We start from the raw sequence: 22,524 nt of genomic DNA, 5'->3' as shown, positions 1-22,524 counted from the left end.
GTAGTCTCTGGGCGCCGCTACTCGCGCACGCAGCCGATGATGCGGTAGTCCACCAGGCGCCCGCGGCGCGCGAAGCGGATCATGCGTCGCGTCAGCTCAATCGGCAGTCCGCGAGCCGACACATTGCGGCAGAATCCGTCCAGCACTGCCTCGCCCGCGCCCTCGCTCCATCGCACGCGCGCGCCAGCGCCGGCGATGGTGGTCTCCAGTTCATCCGTCGTTTCGAGATTCGCCGCTGGCACGTTGACCAGGCGAGCAAGGCCTGCGATGCGCCACGATCCCGCAGCCCGGGCGGCGAAGACAAGATCGGCAATGCCGAGGCGCCCGCCGCTCGGGAGTGCCTGCAGTGACCGCAGCAGCCATTTGCGGCGGGACTCGAAGTGATAGGCACCATCAACGCACACGACGGCGGACACGTCTGCCGCAAGCGAATCGGGCGAGATGCGCTCGGCGCGTTCGCACTCGATGCTGATGCGGTCAGCGAGTCCCCAGTCGACGATCCGTGCGCGCACCACGCGGGCCAGCGCCGCGTCCGGTTCCACGCCAATCACGCGCGCCACCCCAAAGCGCTCCACCCAGAGCCGCAGGGAGTCGCCGTAGCCGCAGGCGTAGTCCACGACCACGTCTCCCGCCCGCAGCTGCGCGGCCTGGCCCACGCGGAATGCCAGCGCCGTAGCGGCCTCCGCGTAGCTCGCGGCGCCCGGCCAGAAGCCGAGGTTCGTCCACATCGAATCCTGCGCGCCGACGTTGAGCGAGGCGGGATCGATCGGCGGGCGCGGGGCGGGCTGCTGGGACACGCCGGAAACATCGCGGGCGCCGGGCGCAAAGACCACCGGGGCGTCCACGAGGCGATATTCCGACGTGCCCACATTCGAGCGCTACGTCGCCATCGGCGACTCATCCACCGAGGGGCTCGAGGACGCCGTGCCCGGCGCCCGCCACCGCGGCTGGGCGGACCGTCTGGCGCAGCACGTGGCCAGCGCGCAGGGGCGAGCGCTGATGTACGCCAACCTCGCCGTGCGCGGCCGCAAGATCCGTGAGGTCCTCGAGGAACAGCTCGCACCCGCGCTCTCCTTTCGCCCAGACTTGGCGAGCGTATTCGCCGGCACCAACGACATCATCCGCTCGCGCGTGGACCTCGACGCGGTCTGCGCCGATCTCCACACGATGCAGCGGGCGCTGCGCGAGATCGGTGCGACGGTGGTCACCATCACCATGCCGGATCTGAGTGAGGTGCTGCCGTTGGCGCGTCGCATCCAGCCGAGACTCGAGGCGTTCAACGCCAGGGTGAGGGAGCTTTCCGTCGACACGGGATCGCTCGTGCTGGACGTCGCCGCGTACCCAGTGGCCAGCGATCCTCGGCTCTGGCACGAGGACCGACTGCACGCCAACAGCGAGGGCCACCGGCGCATCGCTGCCGGGTTGGCGTATCGCCTTGGCCTGCCGGGATTCGGCGAGGAATGGGGGGCGCCGCTCCCGCCGCGCCCAGCGCCCGGGATCGTGGCGAACGCAACGGCGGAACTTCGCTGGGTGCTCGGCTATCTGTTCCCCTGGATCCTGCGCCGCGTCACGGGCCGTTCGTCCGGCGACGGGGTGTCCGCCAAGCGTCCCGCACTCGAACCGGTCCATCCATAGGATGCAGAGCCTTCACGAGATCCCCATCACCACCATCGACGGTGGCGAGCAGACGCTCGAGGCGTACCGGGGGCAGGTGCTCCTGGTCGTCAACGTCGCGAGCCAGTGCGGCTTCACACCGCAGTACACGGGCCTTGAGCATCTGTATCGCGAGTACGCGGATCGCGGATTCGCCGTGCTTGGGTTTCCCTGCAACCAGTTTGGTGCGCAGGAGCCTGGGGACGAGGCGGAAATCAAGCGCTTCTGTTCGCTGCACTACGACGTGACGTTCCCGCTCTTTGCGAAAGTCGAGGTCAACGGAGGCGGCACGCATCCGCTGTACCGCGTCCTCAAGTCGGAGCGGCCTGGGTTGCTGGGCACCGAGGCCATCAAGTGGAACTTCACGAAGTTCCTCGTCGGGCGTGATGGGCAGGTGCTGAAGCGGTTCGCACCGAACGATGAGCCAGCCGAGTTGCGCAGCGCCATCGAGGCAGCGCTTGGCTGACGCCCGCTGGTCGAGCCGGCTGCGCCGCTGGCTCTCACCCTGGAACCTGCTGACGCTCGCGGTGCTCCTCTGGGCCGCACCGCGACTCCTGCCGCACCTCGGCGCGCTGGTCGGCCTGCGCTCGGGGCCGGATGCGGTCCCCGTGTATGCGTATCAAACGCTCGACGGGGGCGCGGTGTCGGCAGATTCGCTGCGCGGCAAGGTGGTGCTCGTGAACTTCTGGGCGACCTGGTGCGCGCCTTGTCGCGCGGAGATGCCGCTGCTTGAAGCAATGTACGAACGTCACCGCGGCGCAGGACTCGTGATCGTCGGGCTTGCGGTCGACCGGGTGTCCACGGACGCCGTCGCGGCCTTCGTACGAGATCGCGGCGTGACCTATCCGATCGCGCACGTGGACGCGAGGGCGGAGGCGGTGTTTGGTGGAGTACGTGGCTATCCGACCTCATTTCTGCTGGACCGCAGCGGGCGCATCCGCCATACCGTGATGGGGCCGATCGGCCCATTGAGCCTTGAGCCGGCGGTGCGCCGACTGCTCGCAGAACCCACGAACCGCTAACGCTGGACCGACTGCGGGCCGGGCACGAGAGGGCTTGACCGAGGCTTCTTTCGGTGATAATATCACTGAATAGTTATATAGCCATACTCTTACAACCTCCGATGCTTCGAGTCCTTTCGATCGCCGGGGCGCTGCTGCTCAGTGCCGCCTCCCCGCTCGCCGCCCAGCTCTCGCTGGCCGACGCGCTTCGCACCGCCGAGTCCTCGGCCTACGCCAACCGCATCGCCACCGCCGAGGCCTCCGCCCAGGCGGCCGGCCTCGCGGCCTACCGTGGGATTCTCCCGACGCTGCGCGTCGAGGCGGGATACCTCGCCACCAACGACCCCATCAACGCCTTCGGCACGACGCTGCGCCAACGTGCCATCACGCCGGCGGACTTCGATCCGGCACGTCTGAACTATCCCGACGCCGCGCGCGCCAAGATGGCCGGGCTCGTGCTCGAGCAGCCCCTGCTGAACGCCGATGCTTGGACCGGCCGCCGGGCCGCCGGTGCCGCGGCCAATGCGAGCGAGGCGATGGCCGCGTGGACGCGCACCGCGACCAGCACCGATGTCATTCGCGCCTACTACGGTGCGACGCTCGCTGCAGAACGTCGCGCGACGCTCGCCGCCGCGCTTCGTGCCGCAGACGCACACGTGGCGCGCGCGCAGGCGCTCGCCGACACCGGCATGGTCACTCGCGCCGACGCCCTCCTCGCTCGCGTGCGCGCCGGCGAAGTGCGCAGCCAGCTTCTCGAGGCCGAGAACGACGCGGCGATGGCGACGCGCGGCCTCGCCACGCTGCTCGGCGCTGACGCACTCGCAGCGCCGTTGCCGGACGCGCTTCCGGCCAGCGCCGCAATCCTGGCCCAGGCGGCGGCCGACAGCGCGGCAAACGCCGGTGCCGCAATCCGCGCCGACGTTACGGCCGCGACTGCCGCCGCCACCGCCACCTCCGCCGATGCGTGGCGCGCCAGATCCTTGTACCTGCCGCGTCTCAACGGCTTCGCCCGCTACGACTGGAACGATGCCGACGCCTGGTTTGCGAACCAGCGCGCCTGGACCGTCGGCGTGATGGCCACGTGGACTCCCTTCGCAGGCGCCAGCGAGATCTCCGAGGTTCGAAGCACGAACGCCCGCGCCGATGCCGCAACGGCTCGTCGCGAGGCCGCCGTTGCCAACGCCGCGCTCGAGCTCGAACGCTCACACGGCCGGCTGCAGGTCGCCATCGCCCGACTCGGCATCGCCGAGGATGCCGTGGCGCAGTCCGCGGAAGCACATCGCATCGTCGCCCGGAAGTACGATGGCGGTCTGGCCACGATCAGCGAGCTCCTCGAGGCCGCCGCCACCGAAACCCAGAGCCGTCTGATGCTGACGATGGCGCGCTACCAGCTCATTGACGCCACCGCCCAGCGCCGCGTGGCGCTCGGCACCGACCCCCGCACGCTCGTCGCGCTCGACGCCGCCCCCACCACTGACAGCAACCGCTGACCTCCACGATGACCATGACCAAGTTCCGTTCCTATTCCGTACTGGCCATCACGGCCGCCTCGCTGTCCCTCGCGGCCTGCACCAGCGCCGATGCACACTCTGCGGCGGCGACGGCTGAGACCGATCTCGCCACGGATGTCGTGGTGGTGACGCTCGCCGATACGCTGCTGCCCGGCGCACTGCCGGTGACCGGCAACGCGACGGCGCTGCGCGAAGCGACGCTCTCGACCAAGCTGATGGCCTCCGTGCTGGCGGTAGATGTGGTTGAGGGCAGCCGTGTGCGCGCCGGCCAGTCGCTGCTGCGCCTCGACGCCAACGACCTCGCCGCCAAGCGCGAGCAGGTCGTGGCGAACCAGGCCGCTGCGCGCGCGATGCACGCGCAGGCCAGCGCGCAGGCCGCCCGCGTTCGCGCCCTGTTCGCTGATGACGCCGCGCCAAAGGCAATGCTCGATGCCGCCGAAGCCGGGTTGGTGCAGGCGGAGTCCGGGCTGCGTGCCGCGGAAGCCGCCGCGCGCGAGCTCGACGCGGTCGCTGCCTATGCCAACATCACCGCGCCGTTCGATGGCGTGGTCACGAAGCGTTTCGTGGATCCGGGCGCCTTTGCCGCACCGGGCGCACCGCTCCTCGCGCTGCAGGATGCCTCGGCGCTCCGCGTGACCGTGTACGTGGCACCGTCCGCCGCTCGCACCGTGCGTGCGGGTGACACCGTGCCGGTGACGATCGAAGGTCAGGCGGATGTCGCCCGCGTCGAGGGCGTGGTGCCCGCCGCCGCAGGTCTCCACGCCGTGAACGCGCTGGTGCGCAACGCGGACGGCCGGCATCTCGCCGGCAGCGCCGCGACCATGTCGTTGCCTTCCGACGCGCGCCGTGTGCTCACGGTGCCGAGCGAGGCGCTGATCCGTGAGGGTGACCTCGTCGGCGTGGTGCTCCGCACGGCCGCTGGCGACGTGCGCCGATGGATCCGCACGGGTGCCACGCTGAACGGGATGGTTGAAGTGACCGCCGGTCTCCGCGCCGGCGACCAGGTGGTCATCCGCACGCCGGCCGGGGTGGAGTAATGGGCATCTCCGGCAAGATCGCGCAGGCCTTCCTGCGCTCACGGCTCACGCCGCTGGTCACCATCGCCGCGTTGGCGATGGGAGTGATCGGCATCCTGGGCACGCCCCGCGAGGAGGAGCCGCAGATCTCGGTGCCGATGATCGACGTGATCGCGGCCCTGCCCGGCGCGACGCCGCAGGAGATCGAGCAGCGCCTTGCCCGCCCGATGGAGAGCAAGCTGCAGGAGCTCCCAGGCGTGGACCACGTGTACTCGATGGCCGGCGACGGCTTCGCGATGATCACGGTGCGCTTTGCGGTGGGTGAGGACCAGGAGCGCAGCGTCGTGCGCGTGCACGCCAAGCTGCTCTCCGCAATGGACGAGGCGCCACAGGGTACGCTGCCGCCGATGGTGAAGCCGCATTCCATCGACGACGTGCCGATCATGGCCCTCACGCTGCATAGCCCGAGCTACGACGCCAATGCGCTCCGTCAGCTGGCGATGCACATCGAAGAAGAGATCCGCACCGTTCCCGAGGTGGCGCAGACCACTGTGATTGGCGGCGCGCCGCAGCAGGTTGAGGTCTGGCTGGATCCTGCGCGGCTGACGGCGCGCGGCGTGACGCCGGGTGAGGTTGCGCTGGCACTCAGGGGCGCGAACGCACGCGTGCAGGCCGGCGAGTTCGCCTCCGGCGGCAACGTGGTGCGCGTGGATGTCGGCAATGCGCTGGGATGCGCCGAGGACGTGGAGGCAGTGATTGTCTCGACGCGTGGCGGCGCTCCGGTGTCGGTGCGCGACGTGGCCACTGTGCGCGAGGGCTTTGGCGACCCGACGACCTACGTGTCGCACCAGGACGCCGCGACCGCGAGCTCGCCCGCCGTGACCATCGCCATCGCCAAGCGCCCCGGCGCCAACGCGACGGCGGTAAGCCACGCAATCCTGTCGCGGGTGGATGAGGCGCGCACGCGCCTGCTGCCCGCCGACGTCTCCCTCGAGGTGACGCGCGACTACGGCGAGACCGCCGGCGAGAAGGCGTCGGAGCTGATCCTCCACCTGCTGATCGCAACGCTCTCCGTCACGCTGCTCATCTGGTGGTTCCTTGGCTGGCGCGAGGCACTGGTCGTGCTGATTGCGGTGCCGGTGACGCTGGCCCTCACGCTGTTCGTGTACTACGCACTGGGCTACACGCTCAACCGCATCACGCTGTTCGCGCTGATCTTCTCGATCGGCATCCTCGTGGATGACGCCATCGTGGTGGTGGAGAATATCTACCGTCATCTCAAGATGGGCGACCGTACGCCCGAGGTGGCGAGCGTCGAGGCCGTGGACGAGGTCGGCAACCCGACCATCCTGGCCACCTTCACCGTGATCGCCGCCATCCTGCCGATGGCGTTCGTGAGCGGGATGATGGGCCCGTACATGCGTCCGATCCCGATCGGCGCCTCCGTAGCGATGCTGGCCTCGCTGGCCGTGGCGTTCATCGTCACGCCGTACCTGGCGTATCTGCTGCTGAAGAACCACGTGAAGCACGACCTCAACGCGGCACCGCACGAGAAGGCGCACGAGGAGGAGGAAGACTCCGCCTTTGGCCGCTTCTACGCGAAGCTGATGAGCGGACTGATGGACAACAACGGCCGTCGCCGGCTCTTCTATGGAAGCGTGGTCGGGCTGTTGCTGGTGTCGGTGGGCCTGGTCGGCATCCGCGCCGTGCAGGTGAAGATGCTGCCCTTCGACAACAAGTCGGAGTTCCAGGTTGTGCTCGACTTGCCGGAGGGCACGCCGCTGGAGACCACGAATGCGGTCGCCGAGGAAGTGGCGCGCTATCTCCGCACGGTGCCCGAGGTGCGCAGCACCGAGGTCTACGCCGGCACGTCGGCGCCGTTCAACTTCAATGGTCTCGTGCGCCACTACTTCATGCGCAGCGGCGCCAACGTCGCCGATGTGCAGGTAAACCTGCTGCCCAAGCACGACCGCGACCGGCAGAGCCACGACATCGCGGTCGCCGTGCGGCCGGGCGTGGTGGAGATCGCCACGCGCTACGGGGCCTCGGCCAAGGTCGCGGAAATCCCGCCGGGCCCGCCGGTGCTCTCGACGCTGGTGGCCGAGGTCTACGCGGGTGACGACGAGACGCGGATCGCCGCGGCCGAGCGCGTGCGCGCGGTGTTCCTCAGCACGCCGGGCGTGGTCGACGTGGACTGGAGCATCGAGGATGCCCAGTCGCGGCAGACCTACACGGTGGACCGCGCCCGCGTGGCCGCCGCCGGGGCGAATGTCGAGCAGGTGACACAGACGCTCTACCTCGGCCTCTCGGGTGCTCCCGCCGGTATGCTCGCCTCGGCCACGGCGCGTGAGATCACGCCGATCGTGCCACGGCTGCCGGAAGTGGACCGCTCGTCAACGGCTGCGCTGCTCGCGCTGCCCGTCGCGACCATGCAGGGTCCGCAGCCACTCGCCCGCTTCGTCGCCGTGCGTGACGGCGTGCGTGAGTCGGTGCGGATGCGGAAGGACCAGCGTCCGACCATCTATGTGACGGGTGACGTCGCTGATGAAGTTGAGGCGCCGGTGTACGCGATTCTCGCGATGAACAAGGCGCTCGACACGATGCGCGTGAACGGACAGCCGATCGGCATCTACAACGCCGAGCCGCCGGCGACGCTGAACGAAGTCGCCATCAAGTGGGACGGCGAGTGGCAGGTGACCATCGAGGTCTTCCGAGACCTGGGCATCGCCTTCGCCATTGTACTGCTGCTGATCTATGTGCTGGTGGTGGGCTGGTTCCAGAGCTTCGCGATACCGCTCGTGATCATGGCGCCGATCCCGCTCACGCTGGTTGGCATCCTGCCGGGCCACGCGGCCAGCGGCGCCTTCTTCACCGCCACGTCGATGATCGGCATGATTGCGCTCGCGGGCATCATCGTCCGCAACTCGATCCTGCTGGTGGACTTCATCCAGCTGGCCGAGGCGCGCGGCCGCTCGCTGCGCGAGGCGGTGCTGGAGGCGGGGGCCGTGCGCTTCCGTCCCATCGCGCTCACCGCGGCCGCGGTCGTGGTCGGCGGGATCGTGATGGTGCTGGATCCGATCTTCCAGGGACTCGCCGTGGCGCTGATGAGCGGTGCCGTCGTCGCGACCCTGCTTACCATGGTCGTGGTGCCGCTGCTCTACTGGGAGCTGCAGCGTCGCCAGACCGCCGTCGCGGAGGGTTAAGCGATGCGGATGTTCGTCCTGATGTATGGCGGGCCCGACGCGGCCCGCGTGCCGGCGCTGCTCGAGCGCCACGGCGTGACGCACTACACGACCTTCGCGGGCGGCCACGGCGTCGGCAGCACCGGCCGCCGCGAGGGTACCCGGGCCTGGCCCGGCGAGACCACGATGCTGATGAGCGTCGTGCCCGACGAGCAGGTGGACGCGCTGAGCGGCGCGCTGGAGTCGGAAGCCAAGGCGCTTCCGGCCGGCGAACGCCTGCACGTCGCCGTGCTTCCCATTGAACGCTTCTTCTGAGGATTCCCCACGTGTGTGCTGACCGAATCATTCGCCGTTTCGCCGGTATCTTTCTCTTGGCCTCGCTCGCGCTGGGCTGGTTCGTGGACCCGCGCTGGTTCCTCTTCACGGCCTTCGTGGGCCTGAACCTGCTGCAGTCGAGCCTGACCGACTTCTGTCCCCTGGAGCGGGTGCTTGGCCGTCTTGGATTCCCCGGCTGCCGCGCCCGCGTGACCGACTCCCCGAGGTCCTGATGGCCAGCTATTTCGCCACGATTCGCTGGACGCGCGGCGACGATGAGTTCCTTCGTCAGAAATACTCGCGCGGCCACACCTGGCATTTCGACGAAGGCATCACCGTGCCGGCGTCCGCGTCACCGCATGTGCTGCGCGCGCCGTTGTCCGTGGCGGCGGCGGTGGACCCGGAGGAGGCGCTGGTGGCCGCACTCTCAAGCTGCCACATGCTGTTCATCCTCTCGTATCTCTCCAAGGCCGGCTTTGTCGCTGAGTCCTACGAGGATCCCGCCGAAGGCGTGATGGAGAAGCGGCCGGACGGCAAGGTGGCGCTCACGCGCGTGACGCTGCGGCCCACCATCACGTTCAAGGGCACCGCGCCGGACGAAGCGACCTACGCGCGACTGCACCACGAGGCGCACGAGGAGTGCTACATCGCCAATTCGGTGAACTTCCCTGTGCTTCTGGAACCGAAGATGGCGGTCGCTACGGCGTAAGGATCCCGCGCACGTCGCGGACGATCACCGCCGAGATCTCCTCGAGCGGCAGGTCGTTTCGATCCGTGCCAAAGGGCTCCTCGACCTCGCCGGCGAGGAGCTCGAGGCCCATCGTGGCAAAGAACGTGAACATGCTGGCGATGATGGTACCGTAGCCGAACTCCTGCACGAGGCCGAAGGGCATCACCAGCGCGTAGAGCACGACGAACTGCTTCACATAGCTCGAGTAGCTGAACGGGATTGGTGTGTTGCGGATGCGCTCGCAGGCGCCGAGCACGTCGTCGAACCCCTGGAGCAGCGGTGCGGTGACGAGTCGTGCGTCGGTGGCGAGCCGGCCCGCCTCGGCATCCACGCGCACTTCCGCGTGCAGCTCGGACAGGATGCGGTTCGGCACATGAGGTCCGGGTGCGCCGCGCTCGCGCCGGAGGTGCGCAGCGAGCGCCGGCGGAAACTCCGCCAGCAGGTCGGCGTACCGGGAGCGCCGTTCGGCAGGTGCCATGGAAAGCTGCCGCGAGAGTCCACGCGAGATGTTCACCAGCTGTCCCCAGAGCTTGCGCCCTTCCCACCAGCGGTCGTAGGCGGTGTTCGTCCGAAAGACGAGCAGCAAGCCGAGGATGATGCCGAGGATGGAGAGGAAGGACGGTCCGAGAGGCACGGCCACGCGGAACACGTCTGTCTCGATCCACACGACAAGTGCAGCCCAGGCGCCGGCGCCAAGCACGTCGAGGAAGAGGGTGCGGAAAATGGGGCTGCGCGGGAAGTCGAAGAGGATGCGCAGCCAGTTCTTGGGGTCGTAGCTGATCATCGCGATATTATATCGTGCCGGTTCACCCCCAGCCCGCCCCTCCCATGCGCATTGCCGCCGCCCTGATCGCCTTCGCCTTTGTCACGCCGCAGCTTGCCGCACAGCAGGCACCGGCGCAGCAGTCGCCACGCCAGCGACAAGTGGTGCCGATGGACTCGGCTCGCGCTTCGCGGCTCTACGTGAGCGACCGGCCGGAGGACCATCCCTGGTCCAACTGGGATCAGGCGGTCTCGAACAAGGCGCGCACCGACAGCATCTTCGCCGCCCGTAGCAGAGGGGTGATGCGCTACGAGAAGATCTCGTACCGATCGAGCGCCGACGGGCTGGAGATCCCGGCCTACGTGTTCTCGCCGCTGCAGACGCGCGGCGCGCGTGGGCACGCTGCGATGGTCTGGGTGCACGGCGGCGTCCACGGCAACTGGGACCAGAATTACCTGCCGTTCATCATCGAGGCCGTGCAGCGTGGTTATGTGATCGTCGCACCGGAGTATCGCGGCAGCACGGGCTACGGGCGCGAATTCCACGAGGCCATCGACTACGGCGGCAAGGAGCTGGACGATGTGGAGTCGGCCGTGGACTACCTGCAGACGCGCGCCGAGGTGGATCCGGCGCGGATCGGCATCATGGGATGGAGCCACGGCGGGTTCATCACGGCGCACCTGCTGATGCGCGGGGACCGTGCACGCTTCGTGGCCGGAGTGGCGATGGTGCCGGTGACGAACCTCGTGTTCCGCCTCTCGTACAAGGGACCCGGCTATCAGCGTTCGTTCGCCACCATGCAGGCGGTGCAGGGGCTGCCGTTCGAGAAGCGCGAGGAGTACATCAAGCGCTCGCCGTACTACCACGTGGACTCGCTCAAGCGGCCGATCCTTGTACACGTGGCGACGAACGACACAGATGTGGACTTCGTCGAGGCGCAGCAGATGATCGACGCGCTGCGCGCACGGAAGCCGGATCTTGCGGAGACGAAGGTCTACGTCGATCCGACGCCCGGACCGGCGAGCGGCGGCCACACGTTCAACCGACGCGTCAACCGCGAGACCCTGCTGCGCGACGACTCGCCGGAGCAGGTTGACTCGTGGAACAAGGTGTGGGCGTTCCTACAGAAGCACCTCAAGCCGTGATGGGTTCGACGTGACCTCCGAGGCGTCGGGACCGCCGGTGCTGGTTGGGCCGGCGGCCAGGCTCAACGACCGCGTCCGCTTCCTCGTGGAGCTGGCGCGGCGCCTGCATCTGGCCGGCGTCTCGGCGTCACGGCTTGAGGGGGCGATGCGCTCGGTTGCTGCGTCGATCGGCGTCCGTGCGGAGATCTGGTCTACGCCCACGGGGCTCTTGCTCTCGCTGAGTGACGCCGGCACGCCGCACGGCACGCAGGAGACGCGCGTGCTGCGTCTCGAGCCGGGCAACATCCACCTCGGCGCGATGGCACGACTGGACACCATCGCCGGCGAGGTGGTCGCCGGTGCGATGTCGGTGGAGGAAGCCTGGGACGCGATGCACGCGCTCGACCGGCCCATCACAACCCGTGAGGAGCTCGTCGGCGTGGCGGCGTTCGGACTGGCAGCGGCGTCCGTCGCTGGACTGCTTCGCACCAGCTGGGTGGACGTGGTGGTGGCGCTCGTGCTGGGCCTCGTCATCGGCTGGATCGACCTCCTGAGCCGCACGCGGCCGCATCTCAATGCGGCATCGGAGGCAGTGGCGGCCCTGGTGGCGACGGCGCTGGCGACCGCGTTCGCGCACTTCGTCGCGCCGCTGTCGCTGCAGACGGTGATCGTCGCGGCTTTGATCGTGCTGATGCCGGGTCTGTCACTGACCACGGCCGTGGCGGAGTTGGCGTCGCAGCAGCTCGTGACTGGGACGACCCGGTTCGCCGGTGCGATGACGGTGTTGCTCAAGCTGACCTTCGGGTCCGTGGCGGCGTCGCAGCTAGTGCTGGCGGCAGGCTGGGCGCCGATGGCCGGCACACCCGAGCCACTACCGCGGGCGGTCGAGTTCGTGGCGGCCATCGCGGCAGCGTTCTCGTTTGCCGTGCTGTTTCGGGCCAGTCGGCGCGACGTCCTGCTGGTCATGGCCAGCGCCATTCTGGGCTACGTCCTGACCCGCATCGGGAGCAGCTGGTTCGGTGTGGTCGCGAGCGGCACCTTCGCGGGCGCCGTGTTCTTCTCATCACTGACGATGGCGGCCTTGGCCAACCTCTATGGGCGGATGGCGAACCGTCCGGGAGCCCTGGTCCGTGTACCGGGAATCATGCTACTCGTGCCCGGCAGTGTGGGATTCCGGGCGCTGGCCTTCGTGATGGAGCGAGACTACACCTTGGGCTTTGACACCCTTGTGGCGGTGCTCAGCGCCGTGCTGGCCTTGGTGGCTGGGCTGCTGTTCGGGAGCCTGCTAGTCCCTCCCCGGCGACATCTATAGAGAGATGTAGGGACGCCCCCGTCAGCGTCCGGCCCCCGGCTGGGGTAAATTGACGGGTCCTGCCCGGGTGACCGGGCCCTTTGTCCGACCGTCCCTCGTGTGTATGCCACGCTTCCGCTTGAGTGCCCTGTTCCTGCTCCTCCTCGCCACGACTGCCTGCCTTGACGGCGGTGTGTTCGTGCCGCGCATCGACGACGTGAGCTTCGCGCCGGAGCTCAATGTCAACATCGCGTTGTCCACGCGAACGGCATCGGGACTCTACTACCGCGACGTCACGGTTGGGACTGGAAACCTGGTCCGCTCCGCCGAGAGCGGCGATTCGGTTTCCGTGCGCTACGAAGGATTCCTACGCAATGCCTACAAGTTCGATGGCAACCTGACCGCCACCGAGCCGCTGCGATTCGTCACGGGCGACGGGACGGTAATCGACGGCTTCGACGAAGGAGTGCGCGGCATGCAGGTGGGTGGCGTGCGCCAGATCATCCTGCCGCCGGCGCTCGCCTACGGCAGCCGCTCGCAGGCCGGCATTCCCCCCAACAGCATCCTGGTGTTCACGGTGACGCTCACGCGCGCGGTCACCCCAGCCCCGACCATCTGATGAGTGACCGCTCGGTGGACATCGCGCGCAGCGACTGGCGCAGCATCATCGCCCGCTACGCAGGCTCGGACATTCGCGTCTCGCTCTGGCAGCTGTCGAGCACGATGTTCCTGCTGTTCGCCGGGCTGTACATCGCCTACGCGATGATGGTGCCGGCGCCCTGGCTCTCGGCGCTGTTGATCCTGCCGCTCGCGGGGCTGTTGATCCGGACCTTCGTGATCATGCACGATTGCGCGCACGGGTCCTTCTTGCCCTGGCCGAAGGTCAACGACGCCATTGGTTTCGTCACGGGCGTCCTGACCTTTACGCCATTCCAGCAGTGGCGACGCGAGCATGCGCTGCACCACGCGTCGTCGGGCGACCTTGACCGTCGCGGCTATGGCGACGTCACGACGCTGACGGTCTCCGAGTACCGCGCGCTGACGTGGTTTGGCCGGCTCAAGTACCGGCTGTATCGCCATCCGTTCGTGCTGTTTGGCGTGGGCCCGCTGCACATGATGGTGCTGCAGCGCTTTCGGATGCCGAGTCTAGCCAGCGGTGCAAAGCAGCTGTGGAACGTGTGGATGACGAACATCGCACTGCTGGCGGTGACGATGTTGCTCATCGTGCTTTTTGGCTGGAAGGTTGCGCTGCTGGTCTATTTCCCCGCGTACTATCTTGCCGCGGCCGGCGGCATCTGGCTCTTCTATGTGCAGCACCAGTTCGAAGAGGCGTACTGGGAGCGCGGCAAGGAATGGGATTACGCCACGGCCGCAATCACGGGCAGCTCGCACCTGCGGATGCCCGGGATCCTGAACTGGTTTACGGGCCACATCGGGCTGCACCACGTGCATCACTTGGGACCGAAGATCCCGAACTACCGCCTCGCTGCCGCGCACGAGGAGAACGAGGTTTTCCACGCGGCTCCCGTGCTGACGATGCGCACGGCGTTCCGTACGCTGCGGCTCACGCTTTGGGATGAGGAGCGGGGGCGGATGATTGGGTTCCGTGAGTTGCGGAAGTTGCCCGTGTAAGCTGGGATTTGCGTGGCGAGGTTTGCCACAGAGGCACAGAGACACAGAGGCCAACGCGCGCGCTCAACCCTCTGTGTCTCTGTGCCTCTGTGGCAAACCCCACCGATCCTGGCCGAGCGACGACAGCATCAGCGCCGCACCGGAGGCCCGTGTGACGCAAAGACGCGCACCGCACCCGAAGTCTCGAACGCGAGCACGTCATAGCGCTCGTAACCGGACGGCGGGCCCTGCTCCATCCCTGGCGACCCGATTGGCATGCCGGGCACGGCGAGCCCGCGGACTTTCGCCTTCTCCGTGAGCAGGCGTTTCACATCGCCGGCGGGCACGTGGCCCTCGATGATGTAACTGCCCACCACCACCGTGTGGCAGGAGGCGAGGCGCGCGGGAACGCCGAGTTCGCGCTTCACTGTCGCGAGGTCTTCGGTGTTCACCGTGCGGACCGTGAAGCCGTTGCTCTTGGCGTGGTCCACCCAGGCGCCGCAGCACCCACAGGAGGGACTCTTGTAGACGGTCATCGTCGGCAGGGCCTGCGCGCCCGGCGCGGTACCCTGCTGTGCGCCCAGCGCACGGCCGGCAAGTGCACCGAGCGCAACGCCACCGAGTGCCGTAGCGCCTGCGCGCAGGAAGTCGCGCCGATCAAATCGATGGGTCATGGCGTTGCTCCCGTGCTGCCGGAGATTCCCGCCAACGCCGTCACGATAAGCAGCGCGAACTGCGGGCCTTTGTAGGAATCCGGCGTCTCGATGTAGAACTCCTCCGTGCCGTGCGCGCCGCCGCCGCGGCCGCCGCCGTTGATCGTGATGGCCGGGATGCCCATCGAGATCGGCAGGTTGGAGTCCGTGCTCGACGCACCAGTGCGCGGGGTCCAGGCGAGCCCGTCGTCCAGCAGTCGGGCCGCCGCCATCGCCGTGCGCACGATGAAGGCCTCGTCGCTCTGGCCGCCCGTCGGGCGGATGCCGATCGTGTCGTACTTCACCGTGATCGGCGCACGCGAGTTGGGCCAGCGCGCCAGTTCCTCGGCGACGGCCGTGTCGACGGCAGCGCGGATCCGACGGTCCATCTCCATGAGGTTCTCCGCGGACTCGGAGCGCATATCCACGTCCATCTGTGCCATCGGCGTGATTGTGTTCACGCTTGTGCCGCCGCGCACGATGCCGACGTTGAAGGTGGTCTTCGAGCCGGATGGTACCTGAAGGTCCGCAATCCGCGCGATGGCGCGCCCCATCGCGTGCATCGGGTTCGTCATGCCGAAGGCGCCGTAGCTGTGGCCGCCGGGGCCTTCGAACGAGATGGTGTAGCGGTGCGATCCGACGGCACGCGAGGTGATGCCGGCGCCGCCCGAGCCATCCACCGAGATGAAGTAGTCTACCTTGCCGGCGTATTCCTTGGTCAGGAGATGCCTCACACCGCGCAGGTTGCCTGGGCCCTCCTCACCGACGTTACCGACGAACAGCACCCGACCCTTCGGGACAATGCCGATCTCCTTGAAGGCCTTGGCGAGCGTGAGGACCACGGCAAGGCCGCGGCAGTCGTCGCCGATACCGGGACCAGCCACGCGGTTCTCGGTGCGCGTGGTCGTGACGTCGGTCCCCTCGGGGAAGACCGTGTCGAGGTGCCCGGCAATCATCACGGTCGGACCGTTGCCGGCACCGAGTTCAGCGATGACGTTTCCTTCAGCGTCGATGCGTGCATTGGCGTAGCCGAACGAGGTCAGGCGCTTACGGAACTCCTCGGCGCGGGCCTGTTCCTTGAAGGGCGGCGCGGGGATCTCGCAGATCGAAATCTGCTGCGCGAGTGTCCAGGCCTGCTGCGACTGGAGCGCCGACATGGCGCGTTGCACGGCGGGGTCGCGGTCGGCGAGCTGTACGGTTTGTGCCGCGAGGGCCGCGGGGAGCAGCAGCGCGGCAAGGACTGGGCTGTGGCGGAGGGAAAGGCTTGGCATATTCAGAATCTACACGGGACTCCCGCGAATGACCGAGCATCCTTGGTTCCGCCACTACGACCCCGGCGTGCCTCGCACGATCGGGTCCTATCCCGCCGGCACGCTGCTGGACGGGATTGTGGAAGCCGTGCGCGAGCGGCCTGGGGCGCCCGCGTTCCATTTCAAGGGCCGGCAGATGTCCTGGCAGGAGCTCGAGGATGCCAGCGATGCCTTCGCGGTGGCCTTGGCGGCCATGGGGGTGGGGCGGGGCGATCGCGTGGCCTGCGTGCTGCCCAACTGTCCGCAGTTCTTCATCGGCGAGTTGGCGGCGTGGAAGCTTGGGGCGGTCTATGTACCGCTGAATCCGATCTATACCGACGACGAGCTCGCCGGGCCGTTGGAGTCCACCGGTGCCAGCGTCGTGCTCGTGCTAAGCGCCTTCTACGAGCGCGTGAAGGCCGTGCAGCGGCGCATACCGGGTGTGCAGCACGTGGTCGTGACGAACATCAAGGAATGGTTTCCGCCGATTTTGCGCGCGCTCTTCACGTTGTTGGTGGAACAGAAGGCAGGGCACCGGGCCACGGTGCAGGAAGGAGATCCCTGGCTTCCGGCGCTGCTCGAGCGGCATCGTGGCCAGCACCCCGATGCCGCTCGCCCGACGCCGGATGACGATGCGATGCTCCTGATGAGTGGCGGAACCACGGGCACGCCGAAGGCGGTCCGCGTACACCACGGCGGGTTGGTGCAGACCGGTACGCAAGTGAACGCCTGGTTGGGTGCCGTGCTCCCGAAGTGGGAGGGCGTGTACTGCCTGCCGCTGCCGATGTTTCACTCGTACGGCGCGTGCGGCGTGCAGTCGGTGTGCTTCCTGGGGCACAATGCCATCGCGCTGGTGCCGAACCCTCGCGACTTCGACGACCTCGTGAAGACGATCGAGCGCACGAAGCCTGCCGTCTTCTGTGGGGTGCCGACGCTCTACAATGCGTTGCTCAACCATCGCCGCGTGAAGGCCGGAAAGGTGGACTTCCGTTCCATGAAGGCCTGCATCTCCGGCGCGGCGCCAATGATGGTCGAGACGATGAAGCGATTCGAAGCGGCCACGGGCGCGCGAATCGTCGAGGGCTACGCGCTGACCGAGAGCGTGCTGGCCGCGACCGTGTCGCCGCTTCGCGGGCCCGTGAAGCCCGGATCGGTCGGCACCCCGTTGCCGGACGTCGAAGTACGGATTGTGGACGCCGACGATGCGTCGAAGCCGATGGCGCTGGGCGAGACAGGTGAAATCCTGCTCGCTGGCCCGCAGATCATGCGCGGCTACTGGAAAAACGACGCCGAGACGCGGGAAATGCTCCGACGCGATGCCGATGGGCGCTGGTGGCTCCATACCGCCGACCTCGGCTATCTCGACGACGACGGATTCCTGTTCATCGTCGACCGCAAGAAGGACCTGATCAAGATGCGTGGGATGCAGGTGTGGCCGCGCGAGATCGAGGAGGTCATTGCCGAGCACCCCGCGGTGCAGGAAGTCGGGGTCCGCGGTTTCCCGGATCCGGCGCAGGGCGAGGTCGCGGTGGCCTTCGTCGTGCGACGCCTTGGCCAGGCGGTAACGGCGCAGGAGATCAGGCAATGGTGCAAGGACCGAATGGCACCGTTCAAGGTGCCGGCTCGCGTGGTGTTCAAGTCGGACCTGCCGAAGAGCATGGTGGGCAAGGTGCTGCGGCGGTTTCTCACCGAAGAGGCATCGCCCGCGTGAAACGGCACGCGCTGTGCGCGCGCACCGCCACGCTCCGTGTGGGAGCGCTGCTGGCAGCGGCGCTGCTGGCCACCGCACTGGGCTGCCACTCGACGGCAGCGTCCCGTTCGTCCGCGGAATCCGCCGCCGCCGCGTCCGCATCGCGGGCTTCGCAGTCACCCGCAGGCGCGGCACGACACGTGGTCCTCATCTCCTTCGACGGCTTCCGCTGGGACTACATCAATCGTCCAGGTGCCGTGAATCTGCGGGCATTGGCGGCGCGGGGTGTCCGCGCCGAGCGCATGCTGCCCGTCTTTCCATCGAAGACGTTCCCAAACCACTACAGCATCGTCACGGGGCTCACGGCCGAGGAACACGGCATCGTGGCGAACGTGATGCGCGACTCGCAGCTGGGGACGTTCCGGACCAGCGACTCGGCCGCACAGGCGGAGTCGCGATGGTGGGGCGGCGAACCCATCTGGGTGACGGCCGAGCGTCAGGGGCGCCGCGCAGCGTCGGCGTCCTGGCCAGGAAGTGAAGCAGCCATCAAGGGTGTTCGCCCGACCTGGTGGAACCACTATTGGCACGAAGAGCCGGCCGACTCAAAGGTGCAGCGCGTCCTCGCCTGGCTCGCGCTGCCCGCCGATTCGGCACCGGCGTTCATCTCGCTGTACTTCCACGACACGGACACGCAGGGCCACAATTTCGGACCGCAGTCACCACAGGTCGATTCGGCGATTGCACACGTGGACAGCGCGCTTGGCGACCTTGTGCGCGGCGTGGCACGCCTTGGAAAACTCGATGACGTGGTGTTCATCGTGGTCAGCGACCACGGGATGGCCGCCACGAGCCTCGACCGCGTGATCCTGCTTGACGACTACATCGATCTCGACAGTGTCGATGTGGTGGATTGGAATCCAGTGGCGGCAATCGCGCCGCGACAGGACGATGAGCAGCGAGTCTACCGGGCGCTGGCCGGGCGACATCCACACCTGCAGGTGTATCGCAAGGCGGAGATTCCCGAACGCTGGCATTTCCGCGCCCATCCACGCATCACGCCGATCGTGGCGGTGGCGGACGAAGGTTGGACCATCACCTCACGCGAGCAGCTGCAACGTTGGCGCGAGCGGGGTGTGCGTCTGGGAGCGACGCACGGATATGACCCTGCACTGGTATCGATGGGAGCGACGTTTGTCGCCGCGGGTCCGGGGCTGGCCGAAGGTCTCGTGCTCCCGCCGTTTCGCAACGTGCACGTGTATCCGCTGATTGCCCATTTGCTCGGGCTTAGGCCGGCAGCGACCTCGGGGTCGCTGGACTCGGTGCGCGCGGCGTTGCGCCCGGTCGGCGTGTCGTCGCCCGCACAATCCATTCCGCCGCGATGAGATTCGGCACCCAGCACGACCAGGCGACGATCACGTAAGCGGGGGCAAATCCCTGCAAGGCGCTGGCGAGGACTGGGAGCTGCAAGCGTAGCGTCACGGCGGCGAGCATCAGTGCGTAGCTGCGGATCATCCACGCGCGGTGTGTCGGGAAGTCGCGGCGCCGGGCGGCGGCGAAGGCCATCGTTGTCGTGACCAGCGTCGCGAGCGCGAGTCCGGAGAACCCGAGCCGGCTGGCGAGCCCGCCGAACGCGAACATTGCCAGCCACAATCCAGCGGCGGCACCGATCCACGAGGCGAGCACATAGGCCTCGCCGATGCGGCGGTGCACCGCGGGGCGCGCGCGCCGGAGGTCGTGCCGGAAGTTGAGGGCGCCCGCGACGAGTGCAATGGCGCCGAAGACCATGTGGAACCAAATGGCCCAAGGCCGGCGATAGAACGACGCAAGCAGTTCCACGCCGAACGCATCGATGCCGCGGAACTGGAAACTGAGCGCATAGCCCGCGACACCGACGGCCAACACTGCCATCAGGCCCCAGGCCGGCGGGGCGGCGCGGCGCACGGCCACGCCTAGAACTCCCTGCGCTTCATCTCCTTGAACATCTTCTCGCGTTCCTGGTCCGCGTCGTCGGTGACGCGCTGCGGAGCCGTGGCATCGTAGGTCTTGTGCTCGATGTTCCGCGGCTTGGCCTGCTTCTGGATCTTCTTGACCAGGTTCTGGATGGACTTGTCGTCGAGTCCTGACACCGTGACCGTCCTTGGGTGGATGCTCCTGAATCCTACCGCGCGCCGAGGCTGGGCAACAGTTGGTCCGTCACCCAGCGGTGGTCGGGGGCCAGCTTGAGCGCCTGCTGCCACTGCTCGCGCGCCTCCGCTGGCCTGTTCAGCTCCTTCAGTGCGATGCCGAGCCAGATGTGGGCATCCACGCGTCCCCAGATGGGGGCAGGACTTCTGTTTGGGTCCTGCGCAAAGAGCCGTACGGCACGTCGCAGCTCCGGCTCACCCTTGGCGGCACCGCCGCCGAACGCGCGGGGTGCGTTGAGGCGCGAGATGCCGTTGAGCAGGGCGACGCGTGGGTCGTTTGGGAGGGCCGCGACCGCCGCATCCAGCAAACGGAATGACCGCGGTCCGAGTCGGATCGCCGAGAATCCTCCAGCGACACCTGCCAACTGCCCTGTGACGGCACCTTCAAGCGCCAGGACCTGCGCGCCGGCGCCAAGGCGCTGCGCGCGCTGGGCTGCCGCGATGGCCTCTTCCAGCAGCGGTCGCGCGTCGCGCGCACGGCCCTCGATGATTGCCGCGCTGGCGCGTCGGTGCAGCGCGTAGGCGAGGTCGTGCGCCAGCCAGGGGTCACCCGCGACGGCAGCGTGTGCCCTCCGCAACCGGACAATTATCGCATCGATGGTTGCCCAGTCGGCGGCGCTCATCGCTCGCTCGACCACCGGTCGGATAGAGTCGACGAGCGCTCGCGTTGAGCCGGCCGCGAGGCTCCCATCGGCGCCGCCCGGCGTGGTCTGTGCACGCGCCGGAAGCGAGAACACGCTGAGGGCGACCAGCAACAGCAACGCGTCGAACGGCACGCGTCGCAGACCCCGCTCGCCGAGCACCAACGCCTTCACCTCCTACATCCGCGGCGCGCGTCGGAACTCGGCGTCGGCATTCCAAGTCGGCCACTCGCGCGAGTTGGCCAGCGCGCGCGTGAACTCGAGCACGATGTTGCTGAGCTGCACCGCGCCCTTGAGGTCCCAGCTGGGATCGTACTCGTCACCCGGCTGATGGTAGCGCTTGGTCGTGTATTCCTCGGCCTGCGCGTTACCCCAGCCGGCGGGGCGTCCGGCGAAGTCCTCGCCCTCTCCGATGCTGACAGACGGCACACCGGCCTTCGCAAAGGAAAAGTGGTCGGAGCGATAGAAATAGCCGCGCTCGGGGAACGCATCCGGCGAGATGCGCATGCCGCGCGGTGCGATGAGTCGCGCGAGCTGGGGGCCGAGCGAGCTCTTGGTGTCGCCGAGCACGGTGAGGTCGCGCGTCTCGCCGAGGACGTTACCGCCGTCCACGTTGAGATTCGCGACCAGTTGCTCCGTGGGCACCACGGGATTCTGCGCGAGGTAGGCGGAGCCCAAGAGTCCACTCTCCTCCGCCGTCACGAACGCGACGAGCACGGATCGCTGCGGCCGGGGACCGGTGGCGAGTGCGCGGGCAATCGCCAGCAAGTCGGCCGTGCCCGAGGCGTTGTCCAGCGCCCCGTTGTAGATCGAGTCGCCATCGACCACCGGGCCGATGCCGAGGTGGTCCCAGTGCGCGGAGAGCATCACGTGCTCGCGACTGGCGTCGCCCGACTGGCCGGCGATGCGTCCGACGACGTTGTGGCTCTCGAGGTGCTGCACGCTGTTGGTGAAGGAGACGTCGAGGCTGAGGCCTGTCTCCACCGGGCGGAAGTTCCGGGACTCTGCGTTGCGCCGGAGCGTCGCGAGGTCGAGGCCAGCCTCGCGAAGCAGGCCGGCGGCGCGGTCTTCCGTGATCCAGCCGCGGAAGCCGAGCGGCGCCGGCAGTTTGGGGTCGCGCGGCAGCATGCGCTGTTCCTTGGCCCAGCTGCCGACGACGGTTGCCCACCCGTAACCCGCCCGATCGGTGTTGTGGATGATCAACATCCCCGCCGCGCCGCGCCGCTCGGCTTCCTCGAACTTGTAGGTCCAGCGGCCGTAGTAGGTCATCGCGGTGCCGCCGAACAGCGTCGGCTCCTGCGGCGGCGCCGGTGGATCGTTGACGAGCACCAGCAGGATCTTGCCCTTCACGTCCACGCCCTTGAAGTCATCCCAGCGGAACTCGGGGGCGTTGACGCCGTACCCGACGAAGACGACCGGGGCCTTGGCACCGCTCCGCGCGTCCGAGGCTCCGGCCCAGGCGACGACGTCCTCGGGATAGCGCAGGCTCGCGGTCGCCTTGCCGGTCACGGCGATACGCATGCCCGCCGCGTCCGCCGCAACGATGTCGATCGGCACGCGTTGGAGGTACGAGTCGCCGTTGCCGGGCTGCACACCGGCGGCCATCAACTGGGCGACGATGTACTGCTCGGTGAGCGAGCCGCCGCGGCTCGCGGGAGCGCGTCCCTCGAGCAAATCGCTCGAGAGGAACTGGATATGCGCGCGGATCTCGGTCTCGGTGATGTCCTGCGCGCGCAGCGCAGGGGATGCGCCCAGGCAAAGTGCGAGCGCGACGAGGGCGCGGGTCTGCGCCCAAGGGCGCGTGGTGAAGAGGGCCTGTGTCATAGGGCGAA

The 22,524-nt window shown here is 68.0% G+C and carries 23 protein-coding genes; 15 read left to right on the top strand and 8 right to left on the bottom strand.

All coding sequences use genetic code 11. The annotated features are described in order from the left end of the window. Positions 1-17: 17 nt before the first annotated feature. On the bottom strand, positions 18-869 hold the full coding sequence (locus tag KF709_06630; GenBank protein ID MBX3174070.1) for a class I SAM-dependent methyltransferase: 852 nt from the start codon (positions 867-869) through the stop codon (positions 18-20). On the opposite strand from KF709_06630, the gene KF709_06625 reads away from it, so the two are divergent. From KF709_06625 to KF709_06585, 9 genes are all read left to right on the top strand, one after another. Beyond that, positions 862-1,635: an SGNH/GDSL hydrolase family protein gene (locus KF709_06625; protein ID MBX3174069.1), complete on the top strand. Its 774-nt coding sequence runs from the start codon at positions 862-864 to the stop codon at positions 1,633-1,635. The genes KF709_06630 and KF709_06625 overlap by 8 nt on opposite strands. 1 nt (position 1,636) lies before the next feature. Then, a complete protein-coding gene (locus KF709_06620) occupies positions 1,637-2,119 on the top strand; it encodes a glutathione peroxidase (protein MBX3174068.1) in 483 nt (160 codons plus the stop codon). After that, positions 2,112-2,675, top strand: coding sequence for a TlpA family protein disulfide reductase (locus KF709_06615; protein ID MBX3174067.1), 564 nt, complete (start codon positions 2,112-2,114; stop codon positions 2,673-2,675). Before KF709_06620 ends, KF709_06615 begins: the two co-directional genes overlap by 8 nt. 101 nt (positions 2,676-2,776) lie before the next feature. Further along, complete coding sequence (locus KF709_06610; GenBank protein ID MBX3174066.1) at positions 2,777-4,144, top strand: TolC family protein; 1,368 nt, start codon at positions 2,777-2,779, stop codon at positions 4,142-4,144. An 8-nt stretch (positions 4,145-4,152) separates the two neighbouring features. Then, the gene (locus KF709_06605) at positions 4,153-5,202 is read left to right on the top strand and encodes an efflux RND transporter periplasmic adaptor subunit (protein MBX3174065.1); all 1,050 of its coding nucleotides are present in this window, start codon (positions 4,153-4,155) and stop codon (positions 5,200-5,202) included. Then, the gene (locus KF709_06600) at positions 5,202-8,384 is read left to right on the top strand and encodes an efflux RND transporter permease subunit (protein MBX3174064.1); all 3,183 of its coding nucleotides are present in this window, start codon (positions 5,202-5,204) and stop codon (positions 8,382-8,384) included. The genes KF709_06605 and KF709_06600 overlap by 1 nt, the downstream gene beginning before the upstream one ends. A gap of 3 nt (positions 8,385-8,387) precedes the next feature. Continuing rightward, the gene (locus tag KF709_06595) at positions 8,388-8,678 is read left to right on the top strand and encodes a hypothetical protein (GenBank protein MBX3174063.1); all 291 of its coding nucleotides are present in this window, start codon (positions 8,388-8,390) and stop codon (positions 8,676-8,678) included. A gap of 11 nt (positions 8,679-8,689) precedes the next feature. Next, positions 8,690-8,911: a DUF2892 domain-containing protein gene (locus KF709_06590; GenBank protein ID MBX3174062.1), complete on the top strand. Its 222-nt coding sequence runs from the start codon at positions 8,690-8,692 to the stop codon at positions 8,909-8,911. Beyond that, positions 8,908-9,387, top strand: coding sequence for an OsmC family protein (locus tag KF709_06585; GenBank protein MBX3174061.1), 480 nt, complete (start codon positions 8,908-8,910; stop codon positions 9,385-9,387). The genes KF709_06590 and KF709_06585 overlap by 4 nt, the downstream gene beginning before the upstream one ends. Here KF709_06585 and KF709_06580 read toward each other — a convergent pair. Continuing rightward, positions 9,377-10,192, bottom strand: a complete 816-nt coding sequence (locus tag KF709_06580) for a bestrophin family protein (GenBank protein MBX3174060.1) — start codon at positions 10,190-10,192, stop codon at positions 9,377-9,379. The genes KF709_06585 and KF709_06580 overlap by 11 nt on opposite strands. 44 nt (positions 10,193-10,236) lie before the next feature. Here KF709_06580 and KF709_06575 point away from each other — a divergent pair, with 44 nt between their 5' ends. The 4 genes from KF709_06575 to KF709_06560 all read left to right on the top strand — a co-directional run bounded on the left by KF709_06575 (position 10,237) and on the right by KF709_06560 (position 14,218). Then, on the top strand, positions 10,237-11,316 hold the full coding sequence (locus tag KF709_06575; GenBank protein MBX3174059.1) for a S9 family peptidase: 1,080 nt from the start codon (positions 10,237-10,239) through the stop codon (positions 11,314-11,316). A 10-nt stretch (positions 11,317-11,326) separates the two neighbouring features. After that, the gene (locus KF709_06570; protein MBX3174058.1) at positions 11,327-12,607 is read left to right on the top strand and encodes a threonine/serine exporter family protein; all 1,281 of its coding nucleotides are present in this window, start codon (positions 11,327-11,329) and stop codon (positions 12,605-12,607) included. A gap of 103 nt (positions 12,608-12,710) precedes the next feature. Further along, the gene (locus KF709_06565; protein MBX3174057.1) at positions 12,711-13,205 is read left to right on the top strand and encodes an FKBP-type peptidyl-prolyl cis-trans isomerase; all 495 of its coding nucleotides are present in this window, start codon (positions 12,711-12,713) and stop codon (positions 13,203-13,205) included. Next, positions 13,205-14,218 carry a fatty acid desaturase gene (locus KF709_06560; protein ID MBX3174056.1) on the top strand — a complete coding sequence of 338 codons (1,014 nt, stop codon included), beginning with the start codon at positions 13,205-13,207 and terminating at the stop codon, positions 14,216-14,218. The genes KF709_06565 and KF709_06560 overlap by 1 nt, the downstream gene beginning before the upstream one ends. A gap of 128 nt (positions 14,219-14,346) precedes the next feature. Here KF709_06560 and KF709_06555 read toward each other — a convergent pair whose 3' ends face one another. Continuing rightward, positions 14,347-14,871 (bottom strand): DUF411 domain-containing protein, encoded by a 525-nt coding sequence (locus KF709_06555; protein MBX3174055.1) that lies wholly within the window; start codon positions 14,869-14,871, stop codon positions 14,347-14,349. Continuing rightward, complete coding sequence (locus tag KF709_06550; protein ID MBX3174054.1) at positions 14,868-16,160, bottom strand: M20/M25/M40 family metallo-hydrolase; 1,293 nt, start codon at positions 16,158-16,160, stop codon at positions 14,868-14,870. The genes KF709_06555 and KF709_06550 overlap by 4 nt, the downstream gene beginning before the upstream one ends. 28 nt (positions 16,161-16,188) lie before the next feature. Between KF709_06550 and KF709_06545 the strand changes: the two genes are divergently transcribed. Both KF709_06545 and KF709_06540 read left to right on the top strand, forming a co-directional pair. After that, on the top strand, positions 16,189-17,889 hold the full coding sequence (locus KF709_06545) for an AMP-binding protein (protein ID MBX3174053.1): 1,701 nt from the start codon (positions 16,189-16,191) through the stop codon (positions 17,887-17,889). After that, positions 17,886-19,250 carry an alkaline phosphatase family protein gene (locus KF709_06540; protein MBX3174052.1) on the top strand — a complete coding sequence of 455 codons (1,365 nt, stop codon included), beginning with the start codon at positions 17,886-17,888 and terminating at the stop codon, positions 19,248-19,250. Before KF709_06545 ends, KF709_06540 begins: the two co-directional genes overlap by 4 nt. Here KF709_06540 and KF709_06535 read toward each other — a convergent pair. From KF709_06535 to KF709_06520, 4 genes are read right to left on the bottom strand one after another with little or no spacing between them, the layout of a single operon-like run. Beyond that, positions 19,153-19,815 (bottom strand): DUF2306 domain-containing protein, encoded by a 663-nt coding sequence (locus tag KF709_06535; GenBank protein ID MBX3174051.1) that lies wholly within the window; start codon positions 19,813-19,815, stop codon positions 19,153-19,155. The genes KF709_06540 and KF709_06535 overlap by 98 nt on opposite strands. 2 nt (positions 19,816-19,817) lie before the next feature. Continuing rightward, a complete protein-coding gene (locus KF709_06530; protein MBX3174050.1) occupies positions 19,818-19,994 on the bottom strand; it encodes a hypothetical protein in 177 nt (58 codons plus the stop codon). A 32-nt stretch (positions 19,995-20,026) separates the two neighbouring features. Next, a complete protein-coding gene (locus KF709_06525; GenBank protein MBX3174049.1) occupies positions 20,027-20,866 on the bottom strand; it encodes a tetratricopeptide repeat protein in 840 nt (279 codons plus the stop codon). Positions 20,867-20,869: 3 nt separating this feature from the next. Beyond that, positions 20,870-22,516, bottom strand: a complete 1,647-nt coding sequence (locus KF709_06520) for a M28 family peptidase (GenBank protein MBX3174048.1) — start codon at positions 22,514-22,516, stop codon at positions 20,870-20,872. Positions 22,517-22,524 lie beyond the last annotated feature (8 nt).

It is taken from the genome of Gemmatimonadaceae bacterium, from assembly GCA_019637445.1.
Taxonomy (GTDB): Bacteria; Gemmatimonadota; Gemmatimonadetes; order Gemmatimonadales; family Gemmatimonadaceae; genus Pseudogemmatithrix.
This window is presented reverse-complemented; position numbering and strand designations above follow the sequence as displayed.